Here is a 24793-nt window from a genome sequence, read left to right on the forward strand (position 1 = left end):
TGTAAACTTACTATCACCTTCCCTCTATTTCGCAATGCTCTACAACTTCAATCCTTTGCCGAGGTTTCACCGTATAAGGCACCTCCGCCGACAAAAAACTGAGGCACAAATTCCTCATTGGCAAAGTCGTAGCCCGGACCCCCGCCGATTTCAACCGGATAGGACCAAGCCTCATGATCGGATCCAAACCTGTAACCATACCCAAGATTTAATCCATGTGTAGTGTCAACCTTTGATGAGTGACCGCGCCCGTTGACCGATGAATAGCCCAGTAGAGCATAATCCCTGTTTCTTTTGCTGCTGTAATGCTTAAAAAAAATGCCGTATGAGGACACATCTGGAACTGCATTAGAATGGAGTTCCATACTGTTTTGTTCATCAAAGCGGTACCCGATTGTCAAACCGCCCTTCGAAACAGCTCCAAGAATAAAACCGATATAGAATCCTTCTGCATGACTTCTCGTTGGCAAGACCAGAAGTTCACAGATAATTAATACGCTTGAAATAACCGTTTTCAATCTGTCGGATTTCTCATTAGCGACGTAAGGTCTCCTATAAACATCCATCCGTCTCACTCCATATCTTCACAATCCTCGGGCTTCCCCAAAAAGTAAAATATTGTACTTTCATAGTCGGCATGAGCCTTTCAATAGACTCAGAATAATATTTACCCAGGATAGATGTAGTCGTCAGGAAGACGACATTTTCAATATTAAAAGACTCTCTGCCATGCCCATAATCATATGAATATTTTTGGACCTTACCGGTCACATATTTACATTCTTTTGCGCTGGAAAGTGCATGTTTCATTGCAATATACACTGCTGCTTCTTCATAAATTGAAATAGATGAAAATAGCGTCACTGCTGCAAACCAAACAATGAAAAATCCTTTCGGAGTACTAAAATCCAATTTCATATTAATGTTGTAGACGACAAAACCTACAAGAAGCATGAAAATATAAAATGCCAAGTCCCAGTAGAGAGCGTCAAGATTTGGATCGTAACTGTAAATTAATATTTCATTCACTTTTGGACAATTCCCCTATTTTTTCACTTATTACTTTTCCAGTCACATTGCTTTTCTGCATCGGCTTTCTTCTCATCATTTGATCGAGATACAAAATAAAAAGAGGTTCCAACGAAAATCAATGCAATAAGAATGAGACTATAAAGTATGACTCCGGGTGTACTTCCGATTTTAATGGAGTTGAAAATTGCCAGCACAGTTTGAAGACTCAACACAATGAGGACACTCCAAGAGATGATAAAATTCATTCATTCCCCTTTACTTGTCAGTCATTTCGAATAGAAGCTGTCACTGTTTATCTTTCGCTCGTATCTGACTAAGCTTTACACTCCCGTAATTATTACCACTCTCTATCATTCCAATCTTATCGGCGAAAACGGCATATGAGCCCATGCCGTCATCGCATTCGACTCTAACGGTATGATACGCTTCGCCATAAAGCATCTTGATCTCTGACTCCTTTCTTTCACACTCCACCATCACCGTCTCAACCGTTTGATTGGCATCAGTACTGGACAGCTTCGATTGCCATTTGGACTTTTTGGACAGTAATGGCGAATCTGTCTGCTCCTGTGCGTAAATCATATTGCCATTCCAGCAGAGCGTATAATCGTAATGCGCGTCGTTCATAATCTTTTTTTCTTGATGGCTTCCCTCTTCAAACGCTTCGCCGATGGCAACAACCTGGGTATATTCAAAAGGTGCATATACCCTATGGTAGCTGACACACTGTTCATGCACTGTCAACGTTTCGACATACTCTGAACCCGGTGTGTTTCGTATTTCATAAACGAACTCACGCTCCTGCATGTCTGGAGAGGGAAAATAGTTGAATATATTGATCGGCTCTGCATATACCAGAGTGTATGCAAAAAACAACATCCTGACTATCATCTTGGCTCTCCTTTGATGCGACTGTAGCTTCTGGAATATTTGGAGTTTGAGAACAACGGCACTGGGAGTATCTATATCCATTTGAATTTTCTCCCCAACATCCATATTACTACTCCTGCCGATAGGTTCAATAAGCTTTGCAACAGAGTAAGCTGTACAAAACCAGAGTATTTCACATAGACTTTCATCCCCAGCATCGGTAAAATCCCGTAATAACCGCATAGGAAAATAATCCCAATAATTAAACCTATCCGACTAACGTTTTTCATGTAATGCACCTAAAATACAGATCATGCCGAATATCAATGATACGCCCCCTGTAAGCATCTCCAGGTTTTCACCTTTTATTGATGTACCGTAAATACCCACAAAAAGACGATGATTAAAAAAGGCGTCATAAGCGCCGAACAAAAAACAACTCCCGAGAAACAGCAACCCTTTGTTCATTTTTCTTCTTCAGCGGACTTCTTTGCAAAATACTTGTTCACATAGATTTCCAAAGGAATAAAAAACATCTTCTCCCCATTAATGAGTATCTGTTCTAAGTACTTTAAATGCTTTTCAATTATAAGGAGCTGTAAGATGAGTAACGGTATTAAATTTATAATGACAATATTTGTATTTAAAAAGAGGAAAGCGTGTATGTGATCAAGAGTTCTCTTAGTAGGGTAGATAGACAATGTCCTCTTTTGGGTAGGAAGCAGTCGGCGCCACGCATAAGGAGTGCATAAAAGCCTCGTCTTTTAACGCCCTTCGGCCTCTTTGCGGGCCTGTTCGCGCAGACGGTCCTTCTTGCTTTTTTTCTTTCCTTTTACCGGTGCCGGGCCTTTTGTTTTAACCGGGGCTTCGCCGGTCAGTTCAAAGCCTTCGACCCGCTCGCGCGGCAGCCGGATCTTCGCGCGTTTTTCGATGACCTTGAAATGCGCCTGCGTCTCATGGTCGATGAACGAAATGGCCGTGCCCGACTTTCCGGCGCGCCCCGTCCGTCCGATGCGGTGGATGTAATCCGCCGGGGAGCGCGGGAGGTCGAAGTTGACGACGCAGTCGATGTCGTCCACGTGCAGTCCCCTTCCGACGAGATCGGTGGCAAAGAGGATGCGGAACTGCTTCTGCTTGAAATCCTCCAGCGTCGCACTGCGCTCCTCCTGCGTGAGGTCGCCGTGGAACGACTCCGCCGAAAAACCGTACTTGCGGAACTTCGCGGCGATATTGTCCGCCGCGCGCTTGTTGGCCATGAAGACCAGGACCTGTTCCCACGGTTCGCGCTCCAGCAGGTGTCGCAGCAGCGGCCCGCGCTTCTCGCGGTCCACCTCGATTACCCGCTGCTCAATACTCTGAACCGTCGGTGCTTCCGACGCAAAGGCCACTTCCACGGCCTCCTGGGTAATGCGCGATGCGATGGTCTGCATCTTCGGCGGGTAGGTCGCGGAAAAAAGAAGATTCTGCCGTTTTTCGGGAAGCTGCGGCAGGATAAGATCCAGCTCTTCGGCAAAGCCGAGGTCGAGCATCTTGTCCGCCTCGTCAAGGACCAGGAACTCCAGGTGCGCGAGGTTCATCTGCTTCTTGCCCAGTACATCAATGAGCCGCCCGGAGGTCGCGACGACGATATCGCACCCCTGCTGTACGGCGTAGAGCTGATCGCCGATACGCTCGCCGCCGATGATGCTGACGACCCTGGGCGGCTTCGGCAGGAAAACTCCGAAGGTCTCGAACGCCTGCGCCACCTGCAGCGTCAACTCCCGCGTCGGCGTCAGCACCAGGGCCTTGATCTTCGCCTTGCCCTCCCCTTTGCGCTGCGACCAGAGCTGCAGCAGCGGCAGCACGAAGCCGGCGCTTTTGCCGCTGCCCGTCTGCGCCCGCGCCATAACGTCCCTGCCTTCTAGCACCAGCGGGATCACCCGCTGCTGTACGGGCGTCGGTTCGACATAGCCGTTCTCCCGCAATGCGCGTTCAATCGCGCCGATAAGTCCGAGTCCGGTAAAGGGCATGAAGCTATCCTCATAGTTTGTTGCACGTATTTTAGGGGGTTTGGGCTTTAACGCGCATCGTCATCGCGTTTCAGCTGCAAAAGGAGGGTTTGTAAGGTGAAAAAGAGAAAAGTGCCAAAACCCTCTAAGAGAGTTTTGGCCATACATTACTTCGACGCGGAGGCAGGGACAGGAACAGGGCAATCGTAGTCTGAAATACTGTTGATTTGCACTGTACCTGATGTCACAAGTGTCGCTTCTATAAAGAGATCGATATCGTAGGTGCTACCTGCTTTAAGAATATCTGTAGCCGAAGCGACTTCGTATGAGAGTCCCAGAGTTTGATCGGATGTAAACTCCAGAATACCGCTCTGCGCCACATAGTCCAAGTAGCCATAATCAAAATCGGGCTCATCGACAAGCAGTTCAGAACCATATACGCGATCCTGTGTATACGCATAATAATCATATGTTCCAACAGCATCCGTACAGAAGTAGTAATCGATATTTGAGGCATCATATGTGTTATTCGCAAAATCCAGATCAACATTGATGTGATACCCCGTTGCACCTGTGGCATTCAAGTCCGCCAAAGTGACCTTTGTACTGCTTGAGGAGCTACCACAACCGACCAATCCCAGGGCCAAGGCACCGGCGAGCATGGATGAGACATACTTTTTCATTTTCTTCTCCTAATATTTAATATAATCCATCCTACATGTACGGAGATTAGATATCACTTAATTTTTGCAATATTCATCAATAGCCTGTAACTATAAAAAATGCATGTGCCATTAGCTCATGAAGGCTGAAAAGTTCGACCCGTCCTGCATATGTCAGATGAACTCACAACGAAGCTGATTTATCAAGAAAAAAAACAGTTTTTCAATGCCCACTCTTTTCAAAATTTGTTATAATTCGTCCCGCATCAAAACTTTATCACAATGCATTTACTTGAAAGCCCTGTTCGTGCTGTGTTTATCGAACCAGGGAATGATTACGCATATTCTCATGCACACAAAGGAAGTTTTTTGAACCTACAGAGTTTTTTATGGGATTACGGAGAAAAGGTACCCGGGTACGACGTCAGGGTCGTTAATGAAAGAGAAGCGAGAGCCGCCGCAGGGATCCTCGGAACGATGGGGACCATCATCATCTTTGTCGGGATAGGCTTCAACCACATCATGGCGGCGAGGATCTACCTTGCCTTTCTGTTTATCGATTTTACGCTGAGAATGATCAGTCCGAAATATGTCCCTTCCCTTCTGCTGGGCAAGTTTATCGTTCAAAACCAAAAACCGGAGTACGTCGGCGGGCTGCAGAAACGCTTTGCCTGGACACTGGGGTGGCTGATCTCCCTGCCAATGGTCTGGTGGTTCGTCATTAACTGGGACATTACGTTTTACAAGGTCCTGATCTGTGTTCTCTGTGCGTCACTGATGTTTTTGGAGAGTGCCTTCTCCATCTGTGTCGGCTGTATGATCTACAAACTTCTGACACGAATTGACCCGGTCCATTGTCCCGGCGGTACCTGCGAACTCCGTATCAAGGAGCCTATCCAGATGTTCAACCCGCTGCAAAAGGTGATTGCGGCCCTGACCATCGTCGGTTTCCTGGTGGGAACCTACGCCTTTTTGGCATACGAAGAGCCCAAGACCTTCTTCGGTGAGTTCCTCCACGAGGCCGTTTTGACAGATGCCCAGCTTACACAGGAGAAAGAAGAAGCGTACCAGAGAGAGATGGATAAAGAGTTCGGAGACGAGGAGTTCTAAACGTTCTTCTCTCTTCTTTTTTCCCCAGGGGCTAATGCCCGGCCAGCGCGTCGGCCTGGGCCTCCTGTTCTTTCAGTTTTGCATTGGCACTCTGCGTGACACTTTGCGCATCACGCATGACGTCGATCTCCTGCCGCAGTACATGATCGCTCTTATCCCCTTCCGTTTCCGTTTTCTGGTCAGAACAACCTCCGACGAGCATTACTGTAAAAACAAGCGCTAAAAGTGTTTTCATGACCTGTCTCCTTTGACTCCCTTATGGCATTGGATCCATTGTAAACAGTTAATCTCAACCTGTCAAATGAAACAAAATGGAAACAAAAACATATCCAAACATAAAACAAATATTTTTTTTAGCTGAACCAAGGCATCTTTTCCCTAAGATGCCAGCTCCAAAATGCGTTTTGCCATGACCGCAACGTTACGGCGGTTTTGGTGACAAAAGGAAAAGGCGGCACGAACGGTGCAGAATCAAAACACGATGAAACAGACATTCTGGGACAGACTACGCCGAAAGGGATCCGGCAAAAAATCCTTTTGGATCAACGAAGAGATGATCGTTCTTGACAACACAACGGTTCCCCTGCCCCATGCGGACATGCCCAAAACGTGTATCAAGCTCTATAATGAAGCCCGTACCATCGTCAGGCACTCTCCAAAATCCTCCGCAGCACTGTTGCGACTGGTCATCTACACGCTGATGAAAGAACTCGGCGAAACTGGGGTCCATATCGACAGGGATATCCACTCCCTGGTAAAGCGGGGATTGCCAAAGCGGATTCAAAAGGCGCTGGAGTACTGCCGGGTGTCAGGCGAGCACGGTGTCCCACCCGGTGAAGTCGACCTCCGTGTCACGCCCGATATGCCGTTGATCATGTTCACCGTGATCAACGTTATCGTCGAAGAACAGATCACCCGGGTCAAAAGGATCGAAAAGGCCTACAACAACCTGCCTGTCTGGGAACCGGATGAGACCTAAAGCCGATCCGGGTCCGACCAGCGCATCGTCTTTCCCTTAAGCCCCCCGTAGTAAGATTGTGCATGGAAATGACATCTTTAGCACTTCTGAACTGGCTCGGTATCGCCTTCTGTATCACACAGTCGGCGATGTTCTCCGGGCTCAACCTCGCTTTTTTCAGCATCAGCAAAATGCGGCTGCGTATCGACATGTCCAAAGGCGACGCGACTGCGGCAAAGGTCTACGCCATGCGCGAGGACCCGAACTTTCTGCTGACGACGATTCTCTGGGGCAACGTCGGCATCAACGTTCTGCTCACCCTGCTTTCGAACTCCGTCATGGCCGGCGTGGTCGCCTTCATCTTTTCGACCATCATCATTACCCTCTTCGGCGAGATCATTCCCCAGGCCTACTTCTCCCGCAACGCCCTTAAAATGGCCTCGACCCTGGCCCCGCTGCTGCGTTTTTACCAACTGCTGCTCTGGCCGCTGGCCAAACCCTCGGCCAAGATGCTCGATCTCTGGCTGGGCAAAGAAGCGGTGCAGTTCCTGCGCGAAAACGAGATCGAGGAGATGCTCAAACTCCATATCCAGGAGCGCGATTCGGAGATCACGCGGACCGAGGGGGTCGGTGCGCTGAACTTCCTGGCTATGGACGACCTCAAGGTGAGCGACGAGGGCGAGCCCATCGAGCCTCTGAGTATTATCCCGATGAAATTCGAAGGGAGTGTACCGCAGTTCCCCGAGATCACCCCTTCGGCCGCCGACCCCTTCCTGCGCCGGGTCCAGAGACCCCACAAATCGTGGATCATCCTGACCGACATGCGGGACAACCCCCGCCTGGTCATGGACGCCGACGGTTTTATCAACGCCGCGCTTTTCGAGTTCGACACCTTCGACCCCATGGAGCATTGCCACCGTCCGACGATCATCACCAACATGGAAACGACGCTGGACTACATCCTGCCGGGGCTGCAGGTCGATGCGGAGCATATGGAAGACGACGTCATCGACCAGGACATCATCCTCGTCTGGGGAACGGATAGGCGCATTATCACCGGTGCGGATATCCTCGGACGGCTCCTGCGGGGGATCGTGGCAAAGTAATCGCCCCCCGTTCCCACCTTTTTCCTTTCTCTCACACCCCCGAGGATTTCAACGCTTTTTCGGCCGTATAAAAACGATAAAACGGCTGCAGATTTTCATCTTTTAAAGGCGCGCTTCTGCCTAAAATAATCAATTTTGTACACTTTTTAATTTTTCTACAATATATTTTGTTATTACGATATACTCCCCTTTAGAGTATAAAAATGCACTGTGCATTGGCCGGGGAGCTGCCATACGGTTCCTGTCTATTGCCATTGCTTCAGAAGGAGGAGGAACGAATGAAACGCACTTTACTGCTCCTGGTCGCAATCACCCCGCTGATGGTCGGCTGCAGCATGATGCCGCAAAACAGAGTCAAGCTTTATCACAACCCGGGTAACGATACGATCGCCACATTTCCCTCGGAGCTGAGAGGAACCTATATACGGGAGAGGAAAAGACCTGAAGAGGCAAAGGTCATAGTCATTCTGACGGATGCGGATGGGAAAATCATCACCGATGACCAGGGAAAAATCCAGCTCGTTGAGCTGACGAAAAACTATTTCAACCCCGATTTCAGTATCTGTGCAGAACCCCCGTCAGATACAGCCGCCAACGCCTCGATGGAGATGACCAATACCCTCTCAAACCAGCTGGCGGCCAATGCCGAAGCGATGGCCAAGCTCTCCAATGCCGTCAACGCACTCAGCGTCATACAGGGCGGCACGGACGTGGATGCCTCTGGCCGTATCGGTATTACAAATGACACCAGCCTTCAGATGCGCTTGAACCTTTCCCGGCAGATGATCGAACTGCAGGGCAGGACTCAGCTCGTTCTGCTGGCCCGGGACTTTATGTATCGTAATTGCGAAGCCGCGGCCAACGGCTACCTCAGCCGGGAGGATTTCCTGGAGATGCATAAACTGTCGATCAATCAAATCACAGCAATGTCAAAGGCCAGCATCAAACAGGCCGAAGCGGCGGAAGCCGACGCCAAAGCAAGCCAGACATTGGCCGATGCCCAGGTCAGAGCGCTTAACGAAAAGCAAGCGAGTATGAACAAATGTTTGGGACTGGCCGGCGATAACTTTGACAAAGTAACCCGATGCTTTGAATTGTACGGCCAATAAAAAATCCCGGACCGAATGACGGCGTTGATGCTTTATGGGACAACAGGTTACGGAAGACGGTTCCCTCCTTTGCTTAAGGTACCTGTAGCACCAGGTTTAAACGTCCGAAATAGTTGGAACGGACATACTGCCCGATCGGACGGCTGGGATAGAGTTCCAGCGAAACCCGCAGCCTCTCGTAATAGAGATCGAATCCCAGCAACCCCGTGAGGATCGTCGTCGGCATCTCGAAATCGTACCCGTGCTGCTTGGCATACTCGTGCAGGTAGAAGTAGCCGATCACATCGGCGAAGAGCGCGAGGTTGACGCTCCACCCCCACGTCCCCTTTCGTGTATCCAGGTTGAGCTGATGGGCAAGCGAACGGTTGACAATCCCGCTGATCGTCACGAAGTTTTTGGGAGCGTTCTCCCCAAAGCGCACGGCCGTGCCCCCGCCCGCCCCGACATAGCTGCTTCCCGCGTTGACGGAGAGGCTGTTGAACCACTCGAAAGTGTAACGCTCTGCGATACGGCCGGAGTATTGGCGCGTTCCCATCACATAGCCGGTCTGAAATAGCAGCCGGTCCGGCACCTGGTTGTCCCACCCCTGGGGTTCATCGATCCTGAACCACCGGTGCAGACCCTTTTGCACGGTTTCGGCCCCCGAAGAGGGTCCCATAATCCCCAGCGTCATCAGCACCTCGTGGAAGATGTTCTCATTCCAGATGAACAGCGACGCGGTCAGGGCCGTCGACCCCATATAGGGAACGTCATCGTAGACGGGTTCGGTCTCATTCGTATCTTCAGGCGTAATGGCGATCCCCTGGAGACTGATGGCCCCGTTTTGCTTCATTTCGGAGAGGTCAAACGGGTAAACGGCCCTCAGAAGATCGCGCATCCCCTTGACGTAGCCGTATTGAAAACTCCCCTTTTCACTTGCATCCAGTGCATCACTCATCCAGCCGACCTGGAAACCGCCGGTGTATTTGTCGTCCGACCCGAAGATCATGTCGTTGTCGATCGAAAACGACCAGCTCTGTGCATGCAGCGGCAGAAGCAGTCCCGCCGACAGCAGCCAGATGAGTATCCGCACCGGCACCCTCATGAAGCGCTGGCCAGGCTGCGGCGGAAGAAAAAGAGCCCCAGCAGGAAAAAGACGACGCCGATCCCGCTGATGGCGAGCAGCTCCGGCCAGACGATGTCGATACCCGCGCCGCGGTAGAGCACCGCCTGCGCCATGCTGACGAAGTGACTCGTCGGCATCAGCAACATGACGTTCTGCAGCCCCTGCGGCATGCTTTCAAAGGGGGTCACCCCGCCCGAGAGGATCTGCAGCGGCAGGATCGTAAGAATAATGATGAGCCCCAGCTGCGGCATCGTCCGGGCAACGGTTCCCATAAAGATCCCCATCGACGTCGTCGAAAACAGCATCAGCAGCGATCCGAACAAAAAGAGCGTCAGCGACCCTTCGACGGGAACGGAAAGGATGCGCTGCACAACGATCTCGATCGAAAACGTCACACCGGCAAGTACGACAAGGCCCATCGACCACACCTTCGAGAGCATGATTTCCACCGCGCTCAGCGGCATGACCATCAGGTGCTCCAGCGTGCCGTGTTCGCGCTCGCGGATCAGCGCCGCCCCTGCGAGCATAATGGAGAGCAGCGATATCTGCCCGATCACCTCCATGATGCTCCCGAAGCGGATGCTGTCGAGCGTGGGGTTGTACTTCATGCGCGTGACGACTTCCACCGGCAGCGGTGCCGATGTCCTTTGACCGTAGAGGAACTCCTGGACTTCGTCGTTGACCATCTGCTGGATATAGCCGGCCCCGATACCGGCCTGGGACATCCGCGTCGCGTCGATGCTTACCTGGAGCGTCGGATGTCTGCCCTGGAGCAGCTCCTTCTCGAACGAAGGCGGTACGGTTATGATGAAGGTGTAGAGCCCCTCTTCCATCCCGGCGTCGGCAGCGCTCGAGCTGATCAGGTCCGGCGGAAGGAACCGGGGCAGGTAGAAGGCGTCCATGATCCGCATGGAGAGGGCCGAACGGTCCTCGTCGACGAAAGCCACGGGTACCTTCACCAGCTCCGTCGAGGTGGAGGTCGCCTTGACGTAGATGGCGAAGGTAAAGGAGTAGATGATCAAAAAGAGCATCATCTTGTCCCGTAGCAGGCTGCGAAGCTCCTTGATCCCCAGAAGGTAGATGTTCGCGAGATGCTTTTTCATCTAGTGTTCCTGCTGCTTTAACGCCGCGATGCTCAGCAGCGTGATAATGACGACCGCCGCCGCCAGGGCCGCGAAGTCGCGGGAGAGGTCACTGAGTGTGAGGGCCTTGCTGAAGACGCCGCGGCTGATGTTGATGAAGTAGGTCGCCGGGTAGATCTCGCCGATGACCCGCCCCGCCCCTTCAAGGGAGCTGACGGGTTCGCTGAGCCCCGAGAAGCTGATGGTCGGCAGCAGCGTCAGAATGGCCGTTGCCGCCAAAGCGGCGATCTGGGTCCGGGTAAAAGCGGACATGAGCAGCCCGAGGCCCGTCGTGATCGTCACAAAAAGCAGCGCCCCCAGGCTCAGCGTCATCAGGCTCCCTTTGAGCGGGACCCCGAACAGCAACACGGCGATCATCACCAGGCCGAAAAAACCGACCATACTCACTGCGATATAGGGGAGCTGCTTACCCAGCAGGAACTCCAGGCGCGTCACCGGGGTGGCATAGAAGTTGGTGATGGAGCCCAGCTCCTTCTCCCGCACGACGCTCAATGCCATCAGGATCGACGGGATGAAGACCAGCATGATCGGGATGATCGCGGGCACCATCGCGAAGATGCTTTTGAAGTCCTGGTTGTAGCGGTAGCGCATTTCGATATCCACGGGCGACAGCGCGGGGACATACCCCAGCGTCCGGCGTGTCAGCTCCGTCAGGTAGTTGTAGTGCATCCCCCGGATGTAACCCAGGATCGTTTCGGCGCGGAACGGCATCGCCCCGTCGATCCAGACCCCGATCTGCGTCTGCTGCCCCCGCGTCACATCCCTGCCGAAGCCCGGCGGGATCTCGAGGGCGACGGCGACCTCCCCGCTTCGCATGCGCCGGTCCAGGTCCGCCTGCGAATGCAGCGGCGGCCGCTCGAGAAAATAGCGCGACCCCGCCAGGCTCTGGACGTAATCGCGGCTCTGGGGGCTCTGATCCCGGTCGAGCACGGCGAAATGGAGATCCTCGACGTCCATCGTAATCCCGTACCCCAGGGTGAGCATCAGCAATATGGTCCCGAACACGGCGAAAGTGAGCCGAACCGGGTCGCGCAGCAGCTCAAGCGTTTCGCGGTAACTGTAACCGAAAAGGCGCAGCGGGCTGAAGAAACGGTTCGGCGTTTTGGAGCGGTGCGGCTCCGGCGTCGGCTCCGCAGCGCTCTGCCCCTTCTCCTCCTCCCCGATCGCCTCCTCGAGGTAATCGATAAAAGCCTCTTCCAGCCCCGTCTTCCCCCGGGCGCGGATGAGCGATGCCGGCGTGTCGCTGGCCAGGACCCTGCCCTGGTGCATCAAGGAGATACGGTCGCAGCGTTCGCCCTCGTTCATGAAGTGGGTGGAGATAAAGATCGTGACGCCGTCGTGACGCGCCAGATCGATCAGCATCTTCCAGAAGCTGTCGCGCGACACGGGGTCGACGCCCGAGGTCGGCTCGTCGAGGATGAGCATCTGCGGCCGGTGCACGACGGCGACGGCGAGGGAGAGGCGCTGCCTGATGCCCAGCGGCATCCCGTCGGGGTAGCTGTGCTCGTAGGCTTCGAGCTTGAAGCGTTCGATCATCTCATTGACCCTCGGCTCAACCTCCTGCGCGGGCAGATGGAAAAGCTCGGCATGCAGCACAAGGTTCTGCCGCACTGTCAGCTCCGCGTAGAGCGAGAAGGCCTGGGTCATGTAGCCGACCTTTTTGCGGGTCTCCAGATCGTGGCTTTCACTCCGGACCCCGAAGAGCCACGCCTCCCCTTCGCTGGGGTGCAGCAGTCCGGTCAGCATCTTCATCGTCGTCGTCTTCCCGCAGCCGTTGGAACCGAGGAAACCGAAAATCTCGCCGCGTTTGATCCGGAAACTGACACGGTCCACCGCCGTAAAATCGCCAAAACGCATCGTCAGCCCCTCCGCGGCGATGGCATCTTCCGCGTCCGCAAAGTTACCCGGGGGGACGACGAGGGTTTCATGCCCCCGGCGTTTGTGTTCGGGCAGCAGGCGGATAAACGCTTCATCGAGCGTCTCCGTGCCGGTCTGCTTCCGCAAGGCATCGGGGGTGCCCGTGGCCAGCACATGCCCTTCATCCATCGCCACCAGCCAGTCGAAGCGTTCCGCCTCCTCCATGTAGGCCGTGGCGATGATCACGCTCATCCCCTCCCTGTGGGAGCGGATACGCTCGATCAGCTCCCAGAACTGCCGTCTAGAGAGCGGGTCGACCCCCGTCGTCGGTTCGTCGAGGATCAGCAGGTCCGGGTCGTGGATCAGGGCGCAGCAGAGCCCAAGCTTCTGCTTCATGCCGCCCGAAAGCTTTCCGGCCGGCCGCGCTTTGAAAGGGGCCAGCCCGGTGCTCTCCAGCAGCTCCGCGATCCGCGCTTCGCGCTCTGCGCGCCCCTGGGCGAACAGGCGCCCGAAAAACTCGACGTTTTCATACACCGACAGGGACATGTAGAGGTTCTTGCCCAGTCCCTGCGGCATGTAGGCGATGCGCGGGCAGACCGATGCGCGGTAGCGTGCATCGGCCATATCGCCCCCGAAAACCTCCACGCGCCCCGCTTCGATGCGCCGGACCCCGGAGATCAGTCCCAGCAGCGTCGATTTCCCCACGCCGTCGGGGCCGATAAAGCCGACCATCTTGCCTGCGGGAATCTCCAGGTTGACGCCTTCGAGCGCCGGTGTCTTGCCGTAGCGGTGGGAGATTTCTGCAAGGGTGACCACACTGTTCATGGCGTCGGATCATCCCCCGGCAGACGGTTCAGGCGCTCGGGCCACGGCGTCTGCGCGTCCGTGCGGACATAGGCGCTCCCCGGCAGTCCGATCTTGACCCGCTCAAGATAGCGGCGCAGCAGGGCTTCGTCGACTTTCACCTTGATCCGGAACATCAGCTTTTCGCGCTCGCTCTGTGTTTCGATCTCTTTGGGGGTGAACTGCGCCTGCGGGGAGACGAAGGTCACCGTGGCCGGAATCGCGACATCGGGACGCGCATCCAGGATGATCCGCGCTTCACTGCCGACGTCGATGCGCCCCGCCTGCGCCGTCGGCAGGAAAATCGTCATATAGACATCGGTCAGGTCCAGCAGTGTCAGCACCTTTCCGCCGCCGCCGATGATCTCCCCGGGTTCGCGGAGCCGGTAGAGGACCCGTCCGTCGATGGGCGCATAGAGCCGGCTCTCTTCAAGGTTCGCCTTGATCGAATCCGCCTGCGCCCGCGCCGCGTCAATGGCGGCATCGGCACTGACGACCTGCGCCCGCGCCGCCTCCAATGCGGCTTCGGTGACGTTCAGGGCCGACTCATGCTGCTGAAGCTGTACCAGCGGGATGTTCTTGTTGACATAGAGGTTCTTGGAGCGTTCAAGGTTTTTGCGCGCAAGGGTCCGTTCGCTCTCGCGCTGCTTGACCACGGAGAGCGCGAGTTTGCGCTGCTGCTCCGCCTGGCGTACCTGCGCCAGGGCCTGGGCGTAACGGGCATCAAGCTCGTCGGTGTCCATGGCCGCCATCAGGTCCCCTTTTTTGACCATGTCCCCCTCGTGTACGGTGATCTCGGCAAGCCTTCCGGGCAGTTTCGTTTCAATGTCGACCATCGTCGCCTCGATGCGCCCGTTCCCCATCGCGATCGTCTCCGGCAGGGAAGGCCCTTCCAGCCGGAGCAGCGTGAAATAGAGGGCGCCGGCCGCGGCGGCCAGCAGCAGGACGATGCCCGCACGTTTAACAAATGGATTATTCATAGGTTTCCTTTTTGAGCGGGTAGGCTTCCGGGGTTACGAGGGCATGCCGCAACCTGGCGATAAAATCCCTGCGCACCTCCGCGTTCATGAAAAAATCGAAACGCCCGCTGTCGTACTGCAGCTGCATCAAATCGACGAGGAAACGGTAGCGGGTGTTCACTGCACCGAAATCGGCGGAGAGTGCCGCGTTCTGCGCCACAAGCAGGTCCGCCAGCGTCCGGTTCCCCAGGGCATAATTCTCCCGCACGAGCCTGTAGCTTTTGCGTGCGCTCGCGGCCGCCGACTGCGCCAGTGCGATCGCCGGATACCCGGCACGCAGCGTATGCAGGTCCCCCCGGATCCGCTGTTCCAATGCCGACAGCCGCTCGAGGCGGTCCGCCTCCAGCCGTCTGACCCCCAGGTTTGAGCGTGCGGCACGGGCGCTGCGCCCTCCCCCCTCGAACAGCGGAAGGGAGAGCGACACCCCCGCCATCCAGTTGGTCTCGTCCTCCAGGCTGAACGCCGCACCCGGCGTCCGGGTCTCGTCGAACACATGGGTCACTTCGCCGTACAGCGCAATCTCCGGGGACCAGTAGGCCCGCCGGTCGGAACGGTACTGCCGGCGCTGCGCCGAGAGCTGCGCTTCGACCGCATCCAGGTCCGGCGAAACCTTCTGTGCCTCGTCGACATAAAATGCGTTGAGCCGTTCAAACGATACGGCGTTGCTGATACGTCCGAGCAGACCGCTATCGCTGATCACGAGGGCAGGATCCTCCAGGGTCACTTCCGCCAATGCGTACCTGTCGGTGATGGGCCGGTGCAAAATACGGTTGAGCTGTTCATACGCCCTGGCGACAGCGGCCTCGGCCTGCAGCCGTGCCTGTGTCGCCACCGCGATCTCGCTCTCCCACTGGTAGACGTCGGAGAGGTCCGTCATCCCCGCATCGACACGCTGTCTCGCCATCGCTAGATTGGCCTGCATCAGCCGCTCGTTCTCCCGGCGGATGTCAAGGAGTGTTTTGGCCACGTGCGTCTGCAAAAACGCCGTGGTCGCCTGACGGACCACCTCGAGTTCCAGCCCGCGCTGCTGCGCCCTGCGCCCTTTTTGCAGCGACTGCTGCACCGCCAGCCTCGCCAGTGCCTTCTCCGAGAAGAGGATCTGCTGCAGCTTCAGCGCACCGTCCGTACTCTTCTCGGCATAGAAACCCCCTTCGACGTAGACGTTGTCGCCGTTACGCTGGGTGTAAAGCAGCTCCGCACTCAGTTGGGGCAGCAGGACCGAACGTACCTCGTCGATGCTCTCTTCACCCTCCCGGACCCCCAGTTTACCGGCGATTACATAGAGGTTCTGCTTCAACGCCGTTTCCGCCGCGCTGACCAGGTCCATTGCTTTGCCATCAGCGGCCGACTCGTGCAGCAGGCGCGCCTGTGCCAGGACACGGAACGGCGGCGAGATCTGCAGGGCACGGGCGACCGCCATATCAATGCGCAGCACGCTCTGCGCTTCGAAAGCGACGCTCTGGCGCTCCGCCGTCCCTCCCTGCGCGATCGCCACGATGTTCAGGGCACTGCGCCGCAGACGCCGCAGACGCTCATCGGAGACAAAGAGATCGGCCAGCACGCCGGAGCCTACCCCGGGTTCAGCTCCCAACGAGAAAACAGGAAGCTTCTCCCGACTCAGGCGCTCCATCAACGCCGTGCGCGCTGCCGCGGCGAGCCCCGACATCTCCCCAAGCAACACGGCCTCGCTTCCTTCGGCCACGCTGCAGGTCCCATCGGCGGCCACCGGCAGTACCTCGAGCCTGACCCCCTGTGCTTTTGCCTGCTTTGCAGCACGCGCCGCCATTTCCGGGAAGAGCGCAAGGACGCGCGCATCGACCAGCAGCGATGCCTGCTCGAACGGCACGATTTCGCGGTGCCGCTCCAGGGCAGCACCGAACGCGCTATGGCCCAGAACATAGTTGACGTTACGAATGCCGCTCCCGTCCCCTGCCGGTGCGATCCCCCGAAGTCCGGTACCTTCCGCAAAGGGAATCACCGTCGGTTTTTGCATGGCACCCTTTGAGAGGGCAACATCCCCCGCCAGTGTACCGAGCAGAACGATCATGTCGACGTTCGTATTTTTTTGCAGGCGTTCGATCGCGGCTGCGGTCCGGCCAGTGTCGCCACCGCCCTCTACTTGCAATGTATCCGGGAAGAGGATTTGTGAAGGGACAGGGGCAAGCTGTTTCACTTCCGTCACCAGTGCCGCCCGGTCCCGGGCAAATGTCTCATCGTAACGGTCCGCGACGATGCCCACATTGAGGGCGGAAGCCAAAACGGGGAACAGGAGCAGCGCCACCGCGCCCCAACGCCTACGTCCGGTTTTCATCTGATCCCCCTTTTGCTTCCGCGTCTTTATCCTGCGCATACGGGTAACACCCTTTCGTCTGGCAGATGAAGGTATCGCACAACTGCTCGGCGAGGACCAGCGGATCTCCGCCTGCCATTACCCAGTACTGCATGTACCCGTGCAGCTGACCGCTGAAGGCGTATCCGAGCAGATCGGTCTGCTCCTTCTCCAGGCCGGGATTGATCTTTGAAAAACAGGCCGCCAGAAAACTGTGGATCTTTTTCGCGCTCTGCGGGAACTCGTTGCTGACAGAGTTGAAAAAGAGCGGATTGCTGCTTACGCCCTCTTCGAAAACAAGCCGGCCCTGCTCCAGCGTGCCGAAAATGAAGCCGGCATACTGTTTCAACTGCATAACGGGGTCTTCATCGGCAATACCGTCAATGGCTTCAAGCAGTGCGTCGATCTTCGATTCAATGTAGGAAAGGTAGATCCCCTCTTTCGAACCGAAGATCGCATAGACAGTACTGATAGAGACCGATCCGGCTCTGGCCAGCTCCGCCACTTTCAACTGCTGAAACCCTTTTTGCTCCAGCATCGTCGACGCCAATGCCAAGAGCCTGGCTTTTTTCGCATCCGTTGCGCTCTGCTTCATGCCGCACGCCTTTTGTGTGTTGACTGCCTACAGTATAGGAGCTATTTTCTTAAGAGTAATTTAATTACTGAAAATTTGCAGAGGGTGTTTCTGCAGCACATACGTACGGCCCGTCAGTACTTCCGTTTGTCAGGGATCACGCCGCGTACGCCGCCCTGGGGGTCAGACAGGTCCCCTTTACGGCGCGGGATCAGGTGCATATGGACATGAAAGATCGTCTGCCCGGCATCGGCACCGACATTGATACCGATGTTGAAACCGCTGATCGTTCCGTCCAAGGCCAGCAGACGCATTTTTTGACGCTGCAGCAGCGCATGCATGGCGGCAACCTCCTCCCGCGTCAGTTCAAAATAGTCCGCGACGTGGCGCCGGGGGATAATCAGTGTATGGTGCTCCGTCACAGGGAATTTGTCGTAAAAGGCGACGGCAAGTGCGTTGCTGTCGATCACACTGGCGTCGGGGAGATGGCAAAAAATACAGTTCATAGCCGTAGGATGGCAGAAGACGGATTAAAATGTGTTTGGCTCCCGTAACAGCAGACTGGAGGAGAAGCTTTTCGCTTTCACTGTCGAGAACACTTTACATTTTATGCATCGTTTTCTCTTATTTGGCAAAGATTTTGGTAAACATAAGAAAACACCTGTAACAATGGGAAATACCGATTTTTATCAGGCGGCACGTTTCGCGCCAAAGGAGTGTTTACATGAAGTACCTCATTATCCTCTCTCTGATCGCCGCTTCCCTGTTGGCCGAGATCGATGTCAGACAGAATATCAAGGCCCTCTACCTTGGGGTTCCCCTGACAAAAAGCCAGCTGGATTACATTCTCGACAACCAGTCCCGTGTTGTCGCGCTTATGAAGGCACAGGCCGTTCAGACCGTGGGGGGCCAGCAGATCCACGACAGCAATGTCGTGGAATTCATGCTCCGCAGTGACGGCACGGCCGACAGCTACAGAGTCCTTGACCATGCCAGCCGTCGCAATATCGACCGGTTGAGCGAACTGATCGTGATGGAAGGGTACAAGCAGATGCCCGTTCCCCCGATGGACACCCCCATCCGTCTCATTATCCGGTACCGTACCGGCAATATGGAGAGTGCCGTCGACCTCACGCCGGAGCCCGAACCGAAGCCAACGCGGAAAAAACGCGTACGCTGACACCCTCTACAGGGGCAGTGCCCCTCCCCAAATGCAGACGCCCTATTACTGAACTATCAGTGCTTCTCAGTGCCGTGGCTGAAGCTGTTCAGCAGCGAATGACGCAGACGTTTCAAACCAAAAGTTAACCGCGGAAGCGTTACCATAACTATACTCCATCCCAAGGCAGCAACCGTGCAAACGTCCCGGAAAAGTATCGGTCTTGTCGGCGCCGTCGCCATCGGGATCGGCGGCATGGTCGGCGGGGGGATCTTTGCCGTACTGGGCGAAGCAGTCTCCCTCTCCCGCGGCGCCACCCCGCTGGCCTTCCTCTTCGGCGGTGTCATCGCGCTGCTGACCGCCCTCTCCTATGCACGGCTCTCCGTTGCCTTTCCCGGGCGCGGGGGAACCGTCACCTACATTGACAAGGCGTTCGGCAACACCCTCGCCTCGGGCAGCGTCAACCTCATGCTCTGGCTCAGCTACCTCGTCACCATCGCCCTTTACGCCGTCGCCTTCGCCGCCTACGCCCACACTTTTTTCCCCGACGGTTCCCCCTGGCTGCATCACCTTCTGATCTCGGCGGCGATCGTGTTGCCGACGGCCATCAATCTTATCAGCACCAGCTTCGTCAGCCGCTCGGAGAGTTTCATCGTCGGCATAAAGATGCTGCTGCTCGCCGTCATCATCGTTTCCAGTCTCCCCTACCTCCGGGCAGCCCCGTTCGAACCGCAGCAATGGGGGACGCTCTTCTCGATTGTCTCCGCCGGTATGATCATCTTTGTCGCCTACGAGGGGTTCGAGCTTATTGCCAACGCTTCCGAAGATATTGCCGAACCCGAGCGTAATCTTCCCCGGGCCTTTGTGCTCAGCGTCCTGATCGTCATCGCCCTTTACGTGCTTATTGCCGCGGTGACGGTGAGCACCGTCCCCGAGGCGACGCTGGAAAAGGCAAAGGACTACGCCCTGGCCGTCGCCGCGCAGCCGGCGCTGGGGCAGACCGGGTTCATTCTCGTCGCCGTCACCGCACTGCTGGCGACCTTTTCCGCCATCAATGCCACCATCTACGGCAACGCCAGGCTGGGCTATACCCTCGCCAAAGACGGACGCCTGCCCGAAGCGTTCGACGAGGAGCGTCGCAATGAACCCTTTATCGGCATTCTCGCCACCATGGCCGCCGCACTGCTGATCGCCAACACCTTCAACCTCACCGAGATCGCCATTATCGGCAGTGCGGGGTTTCTACTCATCTTCACCCTCGTCAACGCCGCGGCACTGAAACTGGGCCCCGCCATCGGCGGCAGCCGCCTGATCCACCTCACTGCCCTGCTGCTGAGTGCATGCGCGCTGGCCATCCTGCTCTATCATACCTGGGAGAAGAACGGCCGTGCCGTCGTGATCTTCGGGGGGTTCATTGCCCTGTCAATACTCTTTGAAAGCCTCTACGGGCGGTGGGTGCGGGGGCACTTCCTGGAGCGCCCCTACCGCTGATTCAGAGCTGTCCGCCGCCTTTGCGTGCAGGGTGAATGGAGGGGGCGAAGGCCTTGGTGCTGACCTCTACGGTCTGTCCGACCTCGAAACGCTCCGCCTCCTCTTTGTCGCAGACGACTTCGACGATCTGCTGTCCGATAGCCACGACGGCGATGTAGATGACGTCGGCGCGGATAATGTCGAGCAGCTCCCCTTCGAGGGTGAATTTCTGGCTGCCGCTGGTACGCAGCAGCACCTCGCCCGGGGTACCGTCTTGTACGATCCGGCCATGATCAAGCACGACGACCCGCTCGGCCAGGCGGTAGATCTCGCTGGGATCGTGGCTGACCATCACCGTCGTCGTACCGAACGCCTTGTGCAGCATGAGGATGTCATGCTGCAGCTTCAGGCGCATGGCCGGGTCGAGCGCGGAGAGCGGTTCGTCCATCAGCAGCAGTTTCGGCCGGTTCATCAGGGCGCGGCAGAGCGCGACACGCTGCTGCTGCCCCCCGCTGAGCGTCCCCGGCAGCCGATTCTTCAGCTCCAGCAACCCCGTCATCTCCAGCAAGATGGCGGCATGGGCGCGGTCCTTGTTGGCGTACAGCAGGTTCTGCTCCACGCTCATATTGGGGAAAAGCGCGTAGTCCTGGAAGACGAATCCGATCCCGCGTTTCTGCGGCGGCAGCATGCTCTTTTTTCCCAGCCAGCTCTCCCCGGCGACGCTGATCTCCCCTTCCGCCTGCTCCAGCCCGGCCAGCAGCCGCAGCAGCGTCGTTTTCCCGCTGCCGCTCTGCCCCGCCAGGGCTACGAAGCTTTTCTCACGGATGGAGAGTGCGACATCCAGCGGCATCTCGCCGCCGCTGCCCTGCAGCATTTTATGGATGTTCAGTTCGATCATCACGCCACCCCGATCCGGCGGTTCTGCCGCTGGTTAAAGAGGTAGACCCCCAGAAGCACCACGAAGCTGAGCACCACCATGATCGCGCTGTAGATATGCGCCGTCGTATAATCCATCACCTCAACCATCTCATAGATGGCGACCGAAGCGACCTTGGTCTCGCCGGGGATGGACCCTCCGACCATCAGGACGACCCCGAACTCGCCGACCGTATGCGCAAAGGTGACGATCAGCGCCGTCATCAGCGCCGGCTTGATATTGGGAAGCGCCACGCGCAGCAGGGTCTCTACCTTGCCTTTCCCGCTGATGTAAGAGGCCTCCAGCATGTTCTTGTTCAACCCCTCGAAGCCGCTCTGCAGCGGCTGCACCATAAAGGGGAAAGAGTAGAAGACGCTGGCAATGACCAGCCCCGTAAAGTTAAAGACAAGTTTGATACCGAAAGTCTGCTCGAAAAAGGCACCCAGCGGCGAGTTGTACGAGAGCGCGTAGAGGATATAGAACCCGAGCACCGACGGCGGCAGGACGATGGGCAGGGAGGTGACCGCCTCGACGAAGGGTTTGCAGCGGCATGCCGTCTGCGACAGCCACCATGCGACCGGCAGGGCGACCGCGAAAAGAATGAGCGTTGTCAATCCCGCCAGTTTGAACGACAGCAGGAAGGGGCCGAAATCAATTGCTTCCATCGGTCTCCCACCGTGCCGTCAGGTCGGCCATGCCCGCCTGGTAGGGGCTGCTGGTGACAACCCCCTCCACGCCTGAGGCGGCGAAATCGGCCACGTTGGAGGGGTTGATCCCCCCGGCCGCCAGGATCGTCGCGGCGGGATGGTGCTCGCGCTTGTATTCGACGAGTTCGCGCAGGGTGTCGGGGCCGCACTTATCCATCTGGATCACATCCGCGCCGAGGGAGAGCATCCGTTTGGCGTCGTCGAGGGATTCGGACTCCACCGTCAGCTTCTTCTCGACGCAGCGCAGCTTGAGCTCCCGCAGGGCATCCTCGAACGCGGCGCTGTCTTTGTAAAGCGAACGGTGCTGTTCGAAGACGAGGACGGTCTCCGAGAGCCCCAGGCGGTGCGGCATCGCACCGCCGCACATCAGCGCGCGGACGGCAAAGCGTTTGGCAAAGGGGAAACTTTTGCGGGTGACGAGCAGTTCGCAGTGCGGGTTGACCGCACGCGCTTTGGTAAGCATCGTCCGTGCGCGCGTCGCCATCCCGCAGGCATATTCAAGCAGGATCTGGCAAAGCCGCCACGCACCGTGCAGCGCCTCGTGATCGCCGTGCAGCTCCAGCAGCACGCTGCCGGGCTCGGCAACACGTCCGGAGGGGAAGGCGCTGTAGGCCTCGCAGCCCAGAAGCTCCCCGATGCGCACCGCCTCTTCGGTACAGGCCGCGACGACCTCGTTGCGTGTCAACACCTTCAGCGTGCCCTGCTGCGGCGGCAGCGCCAGCAGATGCGTCGTCAGGTCGAAATAGGGGACATCCCCCCTGATGTACTCCCAGAGTTCCGGATCGGACAACCGGTTCATGCGTCTCCTTCTTCAACGATCTCGAGAATGGAAAGATCGCTTGCCTTGATCAGTGCCGTGACACTGTCGCCCTCATGCAGCGCCATCGTCTCGGCGGAATCGAGGGTAATGATGCTCTCCATCCGCGCCGGGCCGACACGGAGCGTCACGCTGCACAGCAGCGCCCCCGTCTCAACCGTTTCGATCACCGCTTCGAGGCGGTTGGAGATGGAGAGGTGCCCGTCAAGCTGCTTGGCCAGGGCCACATGGGAGGCCTTGGCCCCGAGGATCACCCGCGTGCCGACGGCAATGGGACTGGTCAGCCCCAGGGCCATCATCCGCATAGGCTGACCGTCCGCGTTAAACGAGACGACGGTGATGTTGTCCCGGCGTTCGATCCTGGTGATATAGGCTTCGATCCGGTTCACTCGACGATGTATCCGTAGTGGCGCAGGATCGTCTTGGCTTCGTCGCTCAGCATAAAGTCGTAAAAGGCTTTGTACTCCGCACTCTCACCCGCATATTTAAGCAAAACAATCCCCTGTTTGATCGGCGTATAGAGTGCCGGATCGACACTCGTCCAGTTAACGTTTTCCTTGTATTGTGCCATTTTCGGGCTGTAAAGGGAAGATTTCGCGATGAAACCGATGTCCGCCGCCGTCAAGGCGTAGGTCACGGTCTGGGAGATCGATTCGGCATAGACGAACTTCGGCTTGACGGCATCATAGACGCCCCCCTTCTTCATCGCCTCGACCGCGGCGGTGCCGTATGGGGCCGTCTTCGGATTGGCGATGGCGATCTTGCTGACGGAGTTGTCCGCCACCAGAGCGATCCCCTTGGAGAAGTCCATCGCTTTCGCGCTGAGGTAGGCCAGCGCCCCCTGGGCGTACACGACCGGTTCCGTTGTGGCGATCCCGTCAGCATAAAGCGACGCTGGGTACTTCATATTCGCCGCCATGAAGAGACCGAAAGGCGCACCGTTTTTGATCTGGGCCGTCAGCTTCCCGCTGCTGCCGAGCGTCACCCGGACCTTGGTATCCGGGTACTGCTTCGCAAAGACCGCCTTGAGTTCATCGATAGCGTAACTGACGTTCGCCGCCACGGCGATGTTGATCTCGCCGCCGAAAGCGGAGAGTGCCAAAAGCAGTGACAATACTGTCTTTTTCATCATAACTGGTTCCTTTTATTTTGCGATCATCACGTCGCTGGCTTTGACGATGGCGATCACATCGCTGTTTTTATCGATGCCCAGTTCCGCCATCGATTCATTGGTGATGATGGCGGTGAGCAGATCCCCGCTCTCCAGACGGATGATCAGCTCCGTGTTCACCGCCCCCTGGATCACCGTTTCGACACGGCCCGGCAGTTTGTTGCGGGCACTGATGTTCGGGATCCCCCCCGTCGCGATCAGCACGTGCGACGCCTTGAAGAAAGCACGGACGGCATCCCCTTCGGTCAGGCCGAGGCTTTCGACGCTTTCGATCGTCACGATGGCACTGAGCAGCGTCCCTTTGGGGGCGAGCAGCGCAATTTTGGCGTTGACCGCCCCTCTGTTAACGGAAAGGACCTCCGCATCGATCTGGTTTCTGGCACTGATTTTCATTTTTTGTTCCTTCTTTTTATCGGACAGGTTTGGCGATCATCATATCCGAGGCCTTGATGATCGCGACAACGGGCATGCCCGGCTGCAGTGCCAGGTTCGTCACGGCGTCGTCGGTCACGGTCGCGCTGATGCGGTCCCCGCCGCCAAGCCGGATCCGTACTTCCGCATTGACAACGCCGCGCTGGATGGTTTCGATCTCTCCTTCGAGCCGGTTGCGCGCACTGATGGGGATGGCCCACCCCGTCGCGACCAGCACATGTGAGTCTTTGAAAAAGGCGATAACCCGGTCCCCCTCCCTGACGGAGAGGGCATCAGAGGCATTCCCGGTGATCGAAGCGAACAGCTGTGTCCCCTGCGCTGTTTTGAGCTCCAGCAGCGCACTGACACCATCCCGGCACACTGTGACGATATCGGCATCGATCTGGTTCTGCGCACTGATCATCATCCTCCGCTCCT

General features: G+C 56.6%; 28 protein-coding genes. 6 read left to right on the top strand and 22 right to left on the bottom strand.

All coding sequences use genetic code 11. The annotated features are described in order from the left end of the window. Window positions 1-47: 47 nt before the first annotated feature. The 7 genes from ACXWTF_RS12090 to ACXWTF_RS12120 all read right to left on the bottom strand — a co-directional run bounded on the left by ACXWTF_RS12090 (window position 48) and on the right by ACXWTF_RS12120 (window position 4573). Window positions 48-518, bottom strand: a complete 471-nt coding sequence (locus tag ACXWTF_RS12090) for a hypothetical protein (RefSeq protein ID WP_461715234.1) — start codon at window positions 516-518, stop codon at window positions 48-50. A 34-nt stretch (window positions 519-552) separates the two neighbouring features. Then, on the bottom strand, window positions 553-918 hold the full coding sequence (locus ACXWTF_RS12095) for a hypothetical protein (protein ID WP_461715235.1): 366 nt from the start codon (window positions 916-918) through the stop codon (window positions 553-555). Between the two features lie 134 nt (window positions 919-1052). Then, window positions 1053-1277, bottom strand: coding sequence for a hypothetical protein (locus ACXWTF_RS12100; protein ID WP_461715236.1), 225 nt, complete (start codon window positions 1275-1277; stop codon window positions 1053-1055). 40 nt (window positions 1278-1317) lie between these two features. After that, entirely contained in the window at window positions 1318-1923 is a 606-nt protein-coding gene (locus tag ACXWTF_RS12105) for a hypothetical protein (RefSeq protein WP_461715237.1), read from the bottom strand. 255 nt (window positions 1924-2178) lie between these two features. Further along, window positions 2179-2370 (bottom strand): hypothetical protein, encoded by a 192-nt coding sequence (locus ACXWTF_RS12110; RefSeq protein WP_461715238.1) that lies wholly within the window; start codon window positions 2368-2370, stop codon window positions 2179-2181. 296 nt (window positions 2371-2666) lie between these two features. Beyond that, window positions 2667-3911, bottom strand: coding sequence for a DEAD/DEAH box helicase (locus ACXWTF_RS12115; protein WP_461715239.1), 1245 nt, complete (start codon window positions 3909-3911; stop codon window positions 2667-2669). Between the two features lie 146 nt (window positions 3912-4057). Next, on the bottom strand, window positions 4058-4573 hold the full coding sequence (locus tag ACXWTF_RS12120; RefSeq protein ID WP_461715240.1) for a hypothetical protein: 516 nt from the start codon (window positions 4571-4573) through the stop codon (window positions 4058-4060). Between the two features lie 348 nt (window positions 4574-4921). Between ACXWTF_RS12120 and ACXWTF_RS12125 the strand changes: the two genes are divergently transcribed. Then, window positions 4922-5662: a DUF4395 domain-containing protein gene (locus ACXWTF_RS12125; RefSeq protein ID WP_461715241.1), complete on the top strand. Its 741-nt coding sequence runs from the start codon at window positions 4922-4924 to the stop codon at window positions 5660-5662. 31 nt (window positions 5663-5693) lie between these two features. Here the strand turns inward: ACXWTF_RS12125 and ACXWTF_RS12130 are convergent, their stop codons facing one another. Then, complete coding sequence (locus ACXWTF_RS12130; RefSeq protein ID WP_461715242.1) at window positions 5694-5897, bottom strand: hypothetical protein; 204 nt, start codon at window positions 5895-5897, stop codon at window positions 5694-5696. Between the two features lie 246 nt (window positions 5898-6143). Here ACXWTF_RS12130 and ACXWTF_RS12135 point away from each other — a divergent pair, with 246 nt between their 5' ends. From ACXWTF_RS12135 to ACXWTF_RS12145, 3 genes are all read left to right on the top strand, one after another. Beyond that, window positions 6144-6641, top strand: a complete 498-nt coding sequence (locus ACXWTF_RS12135) for a DUF4145 domain-containing protein (RefSeq protein WP_461715243.1) — start codon at window positions 6144-6146, stop codon at window positions 6639-6641. 68 nt (window positions 6642-6709) lie between these two features. Further along, window positions 6710-7726, top strand: a complete 1017-nt coding sequence (locus tag ACXWTF_RS12140) for a DUF21 domain-containing protein (protein ID WP_461715244.1) — start codon at window positions 6710-6712, stop codon at window positions 7724-7726. Window positions 7727-8004: 278 nt separating this feature from the next. Further along, window positions 8005-8835 carry a hypothetical protein gene (locus ACXWTF_RS12145; protein WP_461715245.1) on the top strand — a complete coding sequence of 277 codons (831 nt, stop codon included), beginning with the start codon at window positions 8005-8007 and terminating at the stop codon, window positions 8833-8835. A 73-nt stretch (window positions 8836-8908) separates the two neighbouring features. On the opposite strand, the gene ACXWTF_RS12150 is transcribed toward ACXWTF_RS12145, so the two are convergent. The 7 genes from ACXWTF_RS12150 to ACXWTF_RS12180 form a co-directional block, all read right to left on the bottom strand. Then, window positions 8909-9907, bottom strand: a complete 999-nt coding sequence (locus ACXWTF_RS12150) for a lipid A deacylase LpxR family protein (RefSeq protein ID WP_461715246.1) — start codon at window positions 9905-9907, stop codon at window positions 8909-8911. Between the two features lie 8 nt (window positions 9908-9915). Next, on the bottom strand, window positions 9916-11043 hold the full coding sequence (locus tag ACXWTF_RS12155; RefSeq protein WP_461715247.1) for an ABC transporter permease: 1128 nt from the start codon (window positions 11041-11043) through the stop codon (window positions 9916-9918). After that, the gene (rbbA, locus tag ACXWTF_RS12160; protein ID WP_461715248.1) at window positions 11044-13764 is read right to left on the bottom strand and encodes a ribosome-associated ATPase/putative transporter RbbA; all 2721 of its coding nucleotides are present in this window, start codon (window positions 13762-13764) and stop codon (window positions 11044-11046) included. Further along, window positions 13761-14762: an HlyD family secretion protein gene (locus ACXWTF_RS12165; protein WP_461715249.1), complete on the bottom strand. Its 1002-nt coding sequence runs from the start codon at window positions 14760-14762 to the stop codon at window positions 13761-13763. Before ACXWTF_RS12165 ends, rbbA begins: the two co-directional genes overlap by 4 nt. Continuing rightward, window positions 14755-17112: a TolC family protein gene (locus tag ACXWTF_RS12170; RefSeq protein WP_461715250.1), complete on the bottom strand. Its 2358-nt coding sequence runs from the start codon at window positions 17110-17112 to the stop codon at window positions 14755-14757. Before ACXWTF_RS12170 ends, ACXWTF_RS12165 begins: the two co-directional genes overlap by 8 nt. Beyond that, the gene (locus ACXWTF_RS12175) at window positions 17096-17725 is read right to left on the bottom strand and encodes a TetR/AcrR family transcriptional regulator (RefSeq protein ID WP_461715251.1); all 630 of its coding nucleotides are present in this window, start codon (window positions 17723-17725) and stop codon (window positions 17096-17098) included. The genes ACXWTF_RS12170 and ACXWTF_RS12175 overlap by 17 nt, the downstream gene beginning before the upstream one ends. Before the next feature lie 113 nt (window positions 17726-17838). Further along, window positions 17839-18210: an HIT family protein gene (locus ACXWTF_RS12180; protein WP_461715252.1), complete on the bottom strand. Its 372-nt coding sequence runs from the start codon at window positions 18208-18210 to the stop codon at window positions 17839-17841. A gap of 218 nt (window positions 18211-18428) precedes the next feature. On the opposite strand from ACXWTF_RS12180, the gene ACXWTF_RS12185 reads away from it, so the two are divergent. Further along, window positions 18429-18884, top strand: coding sequence for a hypothetical protein (locus ACXWTF_RS12185; protein WP_461715253.1), 456 nt, complete (start codon window positions 18429-18431; stop codon window positions 18882-18884). 174 nt (window positions 18885-19058) lie between these two features. Next, window positions 19059-20354 carry an APC family permease gene (locus ACXWTF_RS12190; RefSeq protein WP_461715254.1) on the top strand — a complete coding sequence of 432 codons (1296 nt, stop codon included), beginning with the start codon at window positions 19059-19061 and terminating at the stop codon, window positions 20352-20354. Between the two features lies 1 nt (window position 20355). Here ACXWTF_RS12190 and ACXWTF_RS12195 read toward each other — a convergent pair whose 3' ends face one another. Genes ACXWTF_RS12195 through ACXWTF_RS12225 form a run of 7 tightly spaced genes read right to left on the bottom strand, consistent with a single transcriptional unit; the run spans window position 20356 to window position 24782 of the window. Further along, the gene (locus ACXWTF_RS12195) at window positions 20356-21231 is read right to left on the bottom strand and encodes an ABC transporter ATP-binding protein (protein ID WP_461715255.1); all 876 of its coding nucleotides are present in this window, start codon (window positions 21229-21231) and stop codon (window positions 20356-20358) included. Next, entirely contained in the window at window positions 21231-21914 is a 684-nt protein-coding gene (modB, locus tag ACXWTF_RS12200; protein WP_461715256.1) for a molybdate ABC transporter permease subunit, read from the bottom strand. Before modB ends, ACXWTF_RS12195 begins: the two co-directional genes overlap by 1 nt. After that, complete coding sequence (gene modD, locus ACXWTF_RS12205; protein WP_461715257.1) at window positions 21901-22755, bottom strand: ModD protein; 855 nt, start codon at window positions 22753-22755, stop codon at window positions 21901-21903. Before modD ends, modB begins: the two co-directional genes overlap by 14 nt. Further along, the gene (locus ACXWTF_RS12210) at window positions 22752-23162 is read right to left on the bottom strand and encodes a TOBE domain-containing protein (RefSeq protein ID WP_461715258.1); all 411 of its coding nucleotides are present in this window, start codon (window positions 23160-23162) and stop codon (window positions 22752-22754) included. The genes modD and ACXWTF_RS12210 overlap by 4 nt, the downstream gene beginning before the upstream one ends. Continuing rightward, complete coding sequence (gene modA / locus ACXWTF_RS12215) at window positions 23159-23902, bottom strand: molybdate ABC transporter substrate-binding protein (RefSeq protein ID WP_461715319.1); 744 nt, start codon at window positions 23900-23902, stop codon at window positions 23159-23161. The genes ACXWTF_RS12210 and modA overlap by 4 nt, the downstream gene beginning before the upstream one ends. A gap of 15 nt (window positions 23903-23917) precedes the next feature. Then, window positions 23918-24337, bottom strand: coding sequence for a TOBE domain-containing protein (locus ACXWTF_RS12220; RefSeq protein ID WP_461715259.1), 420 nt, complete (start codon window positions 24335-24337; stop codon window positions 23918-23920). A gap of 16 nt (window positions 24338-24353) precedes the next feature. Further along, a complete protein-coding gene (locus ACXWTF_RS12225; protein ID WP_461715260.1) occupies window positions 24354-24782 on the bottom strand; it encodes a TOBE domain-containing protein in 429 nt (142 codons plus the stop codon). Window positions 24783-24793 lie beyond the last annotated feature (11 nt).

Source organism: Thiomicrolovo sp. ZZH C-3 (genome assembly GCF_054862725.1).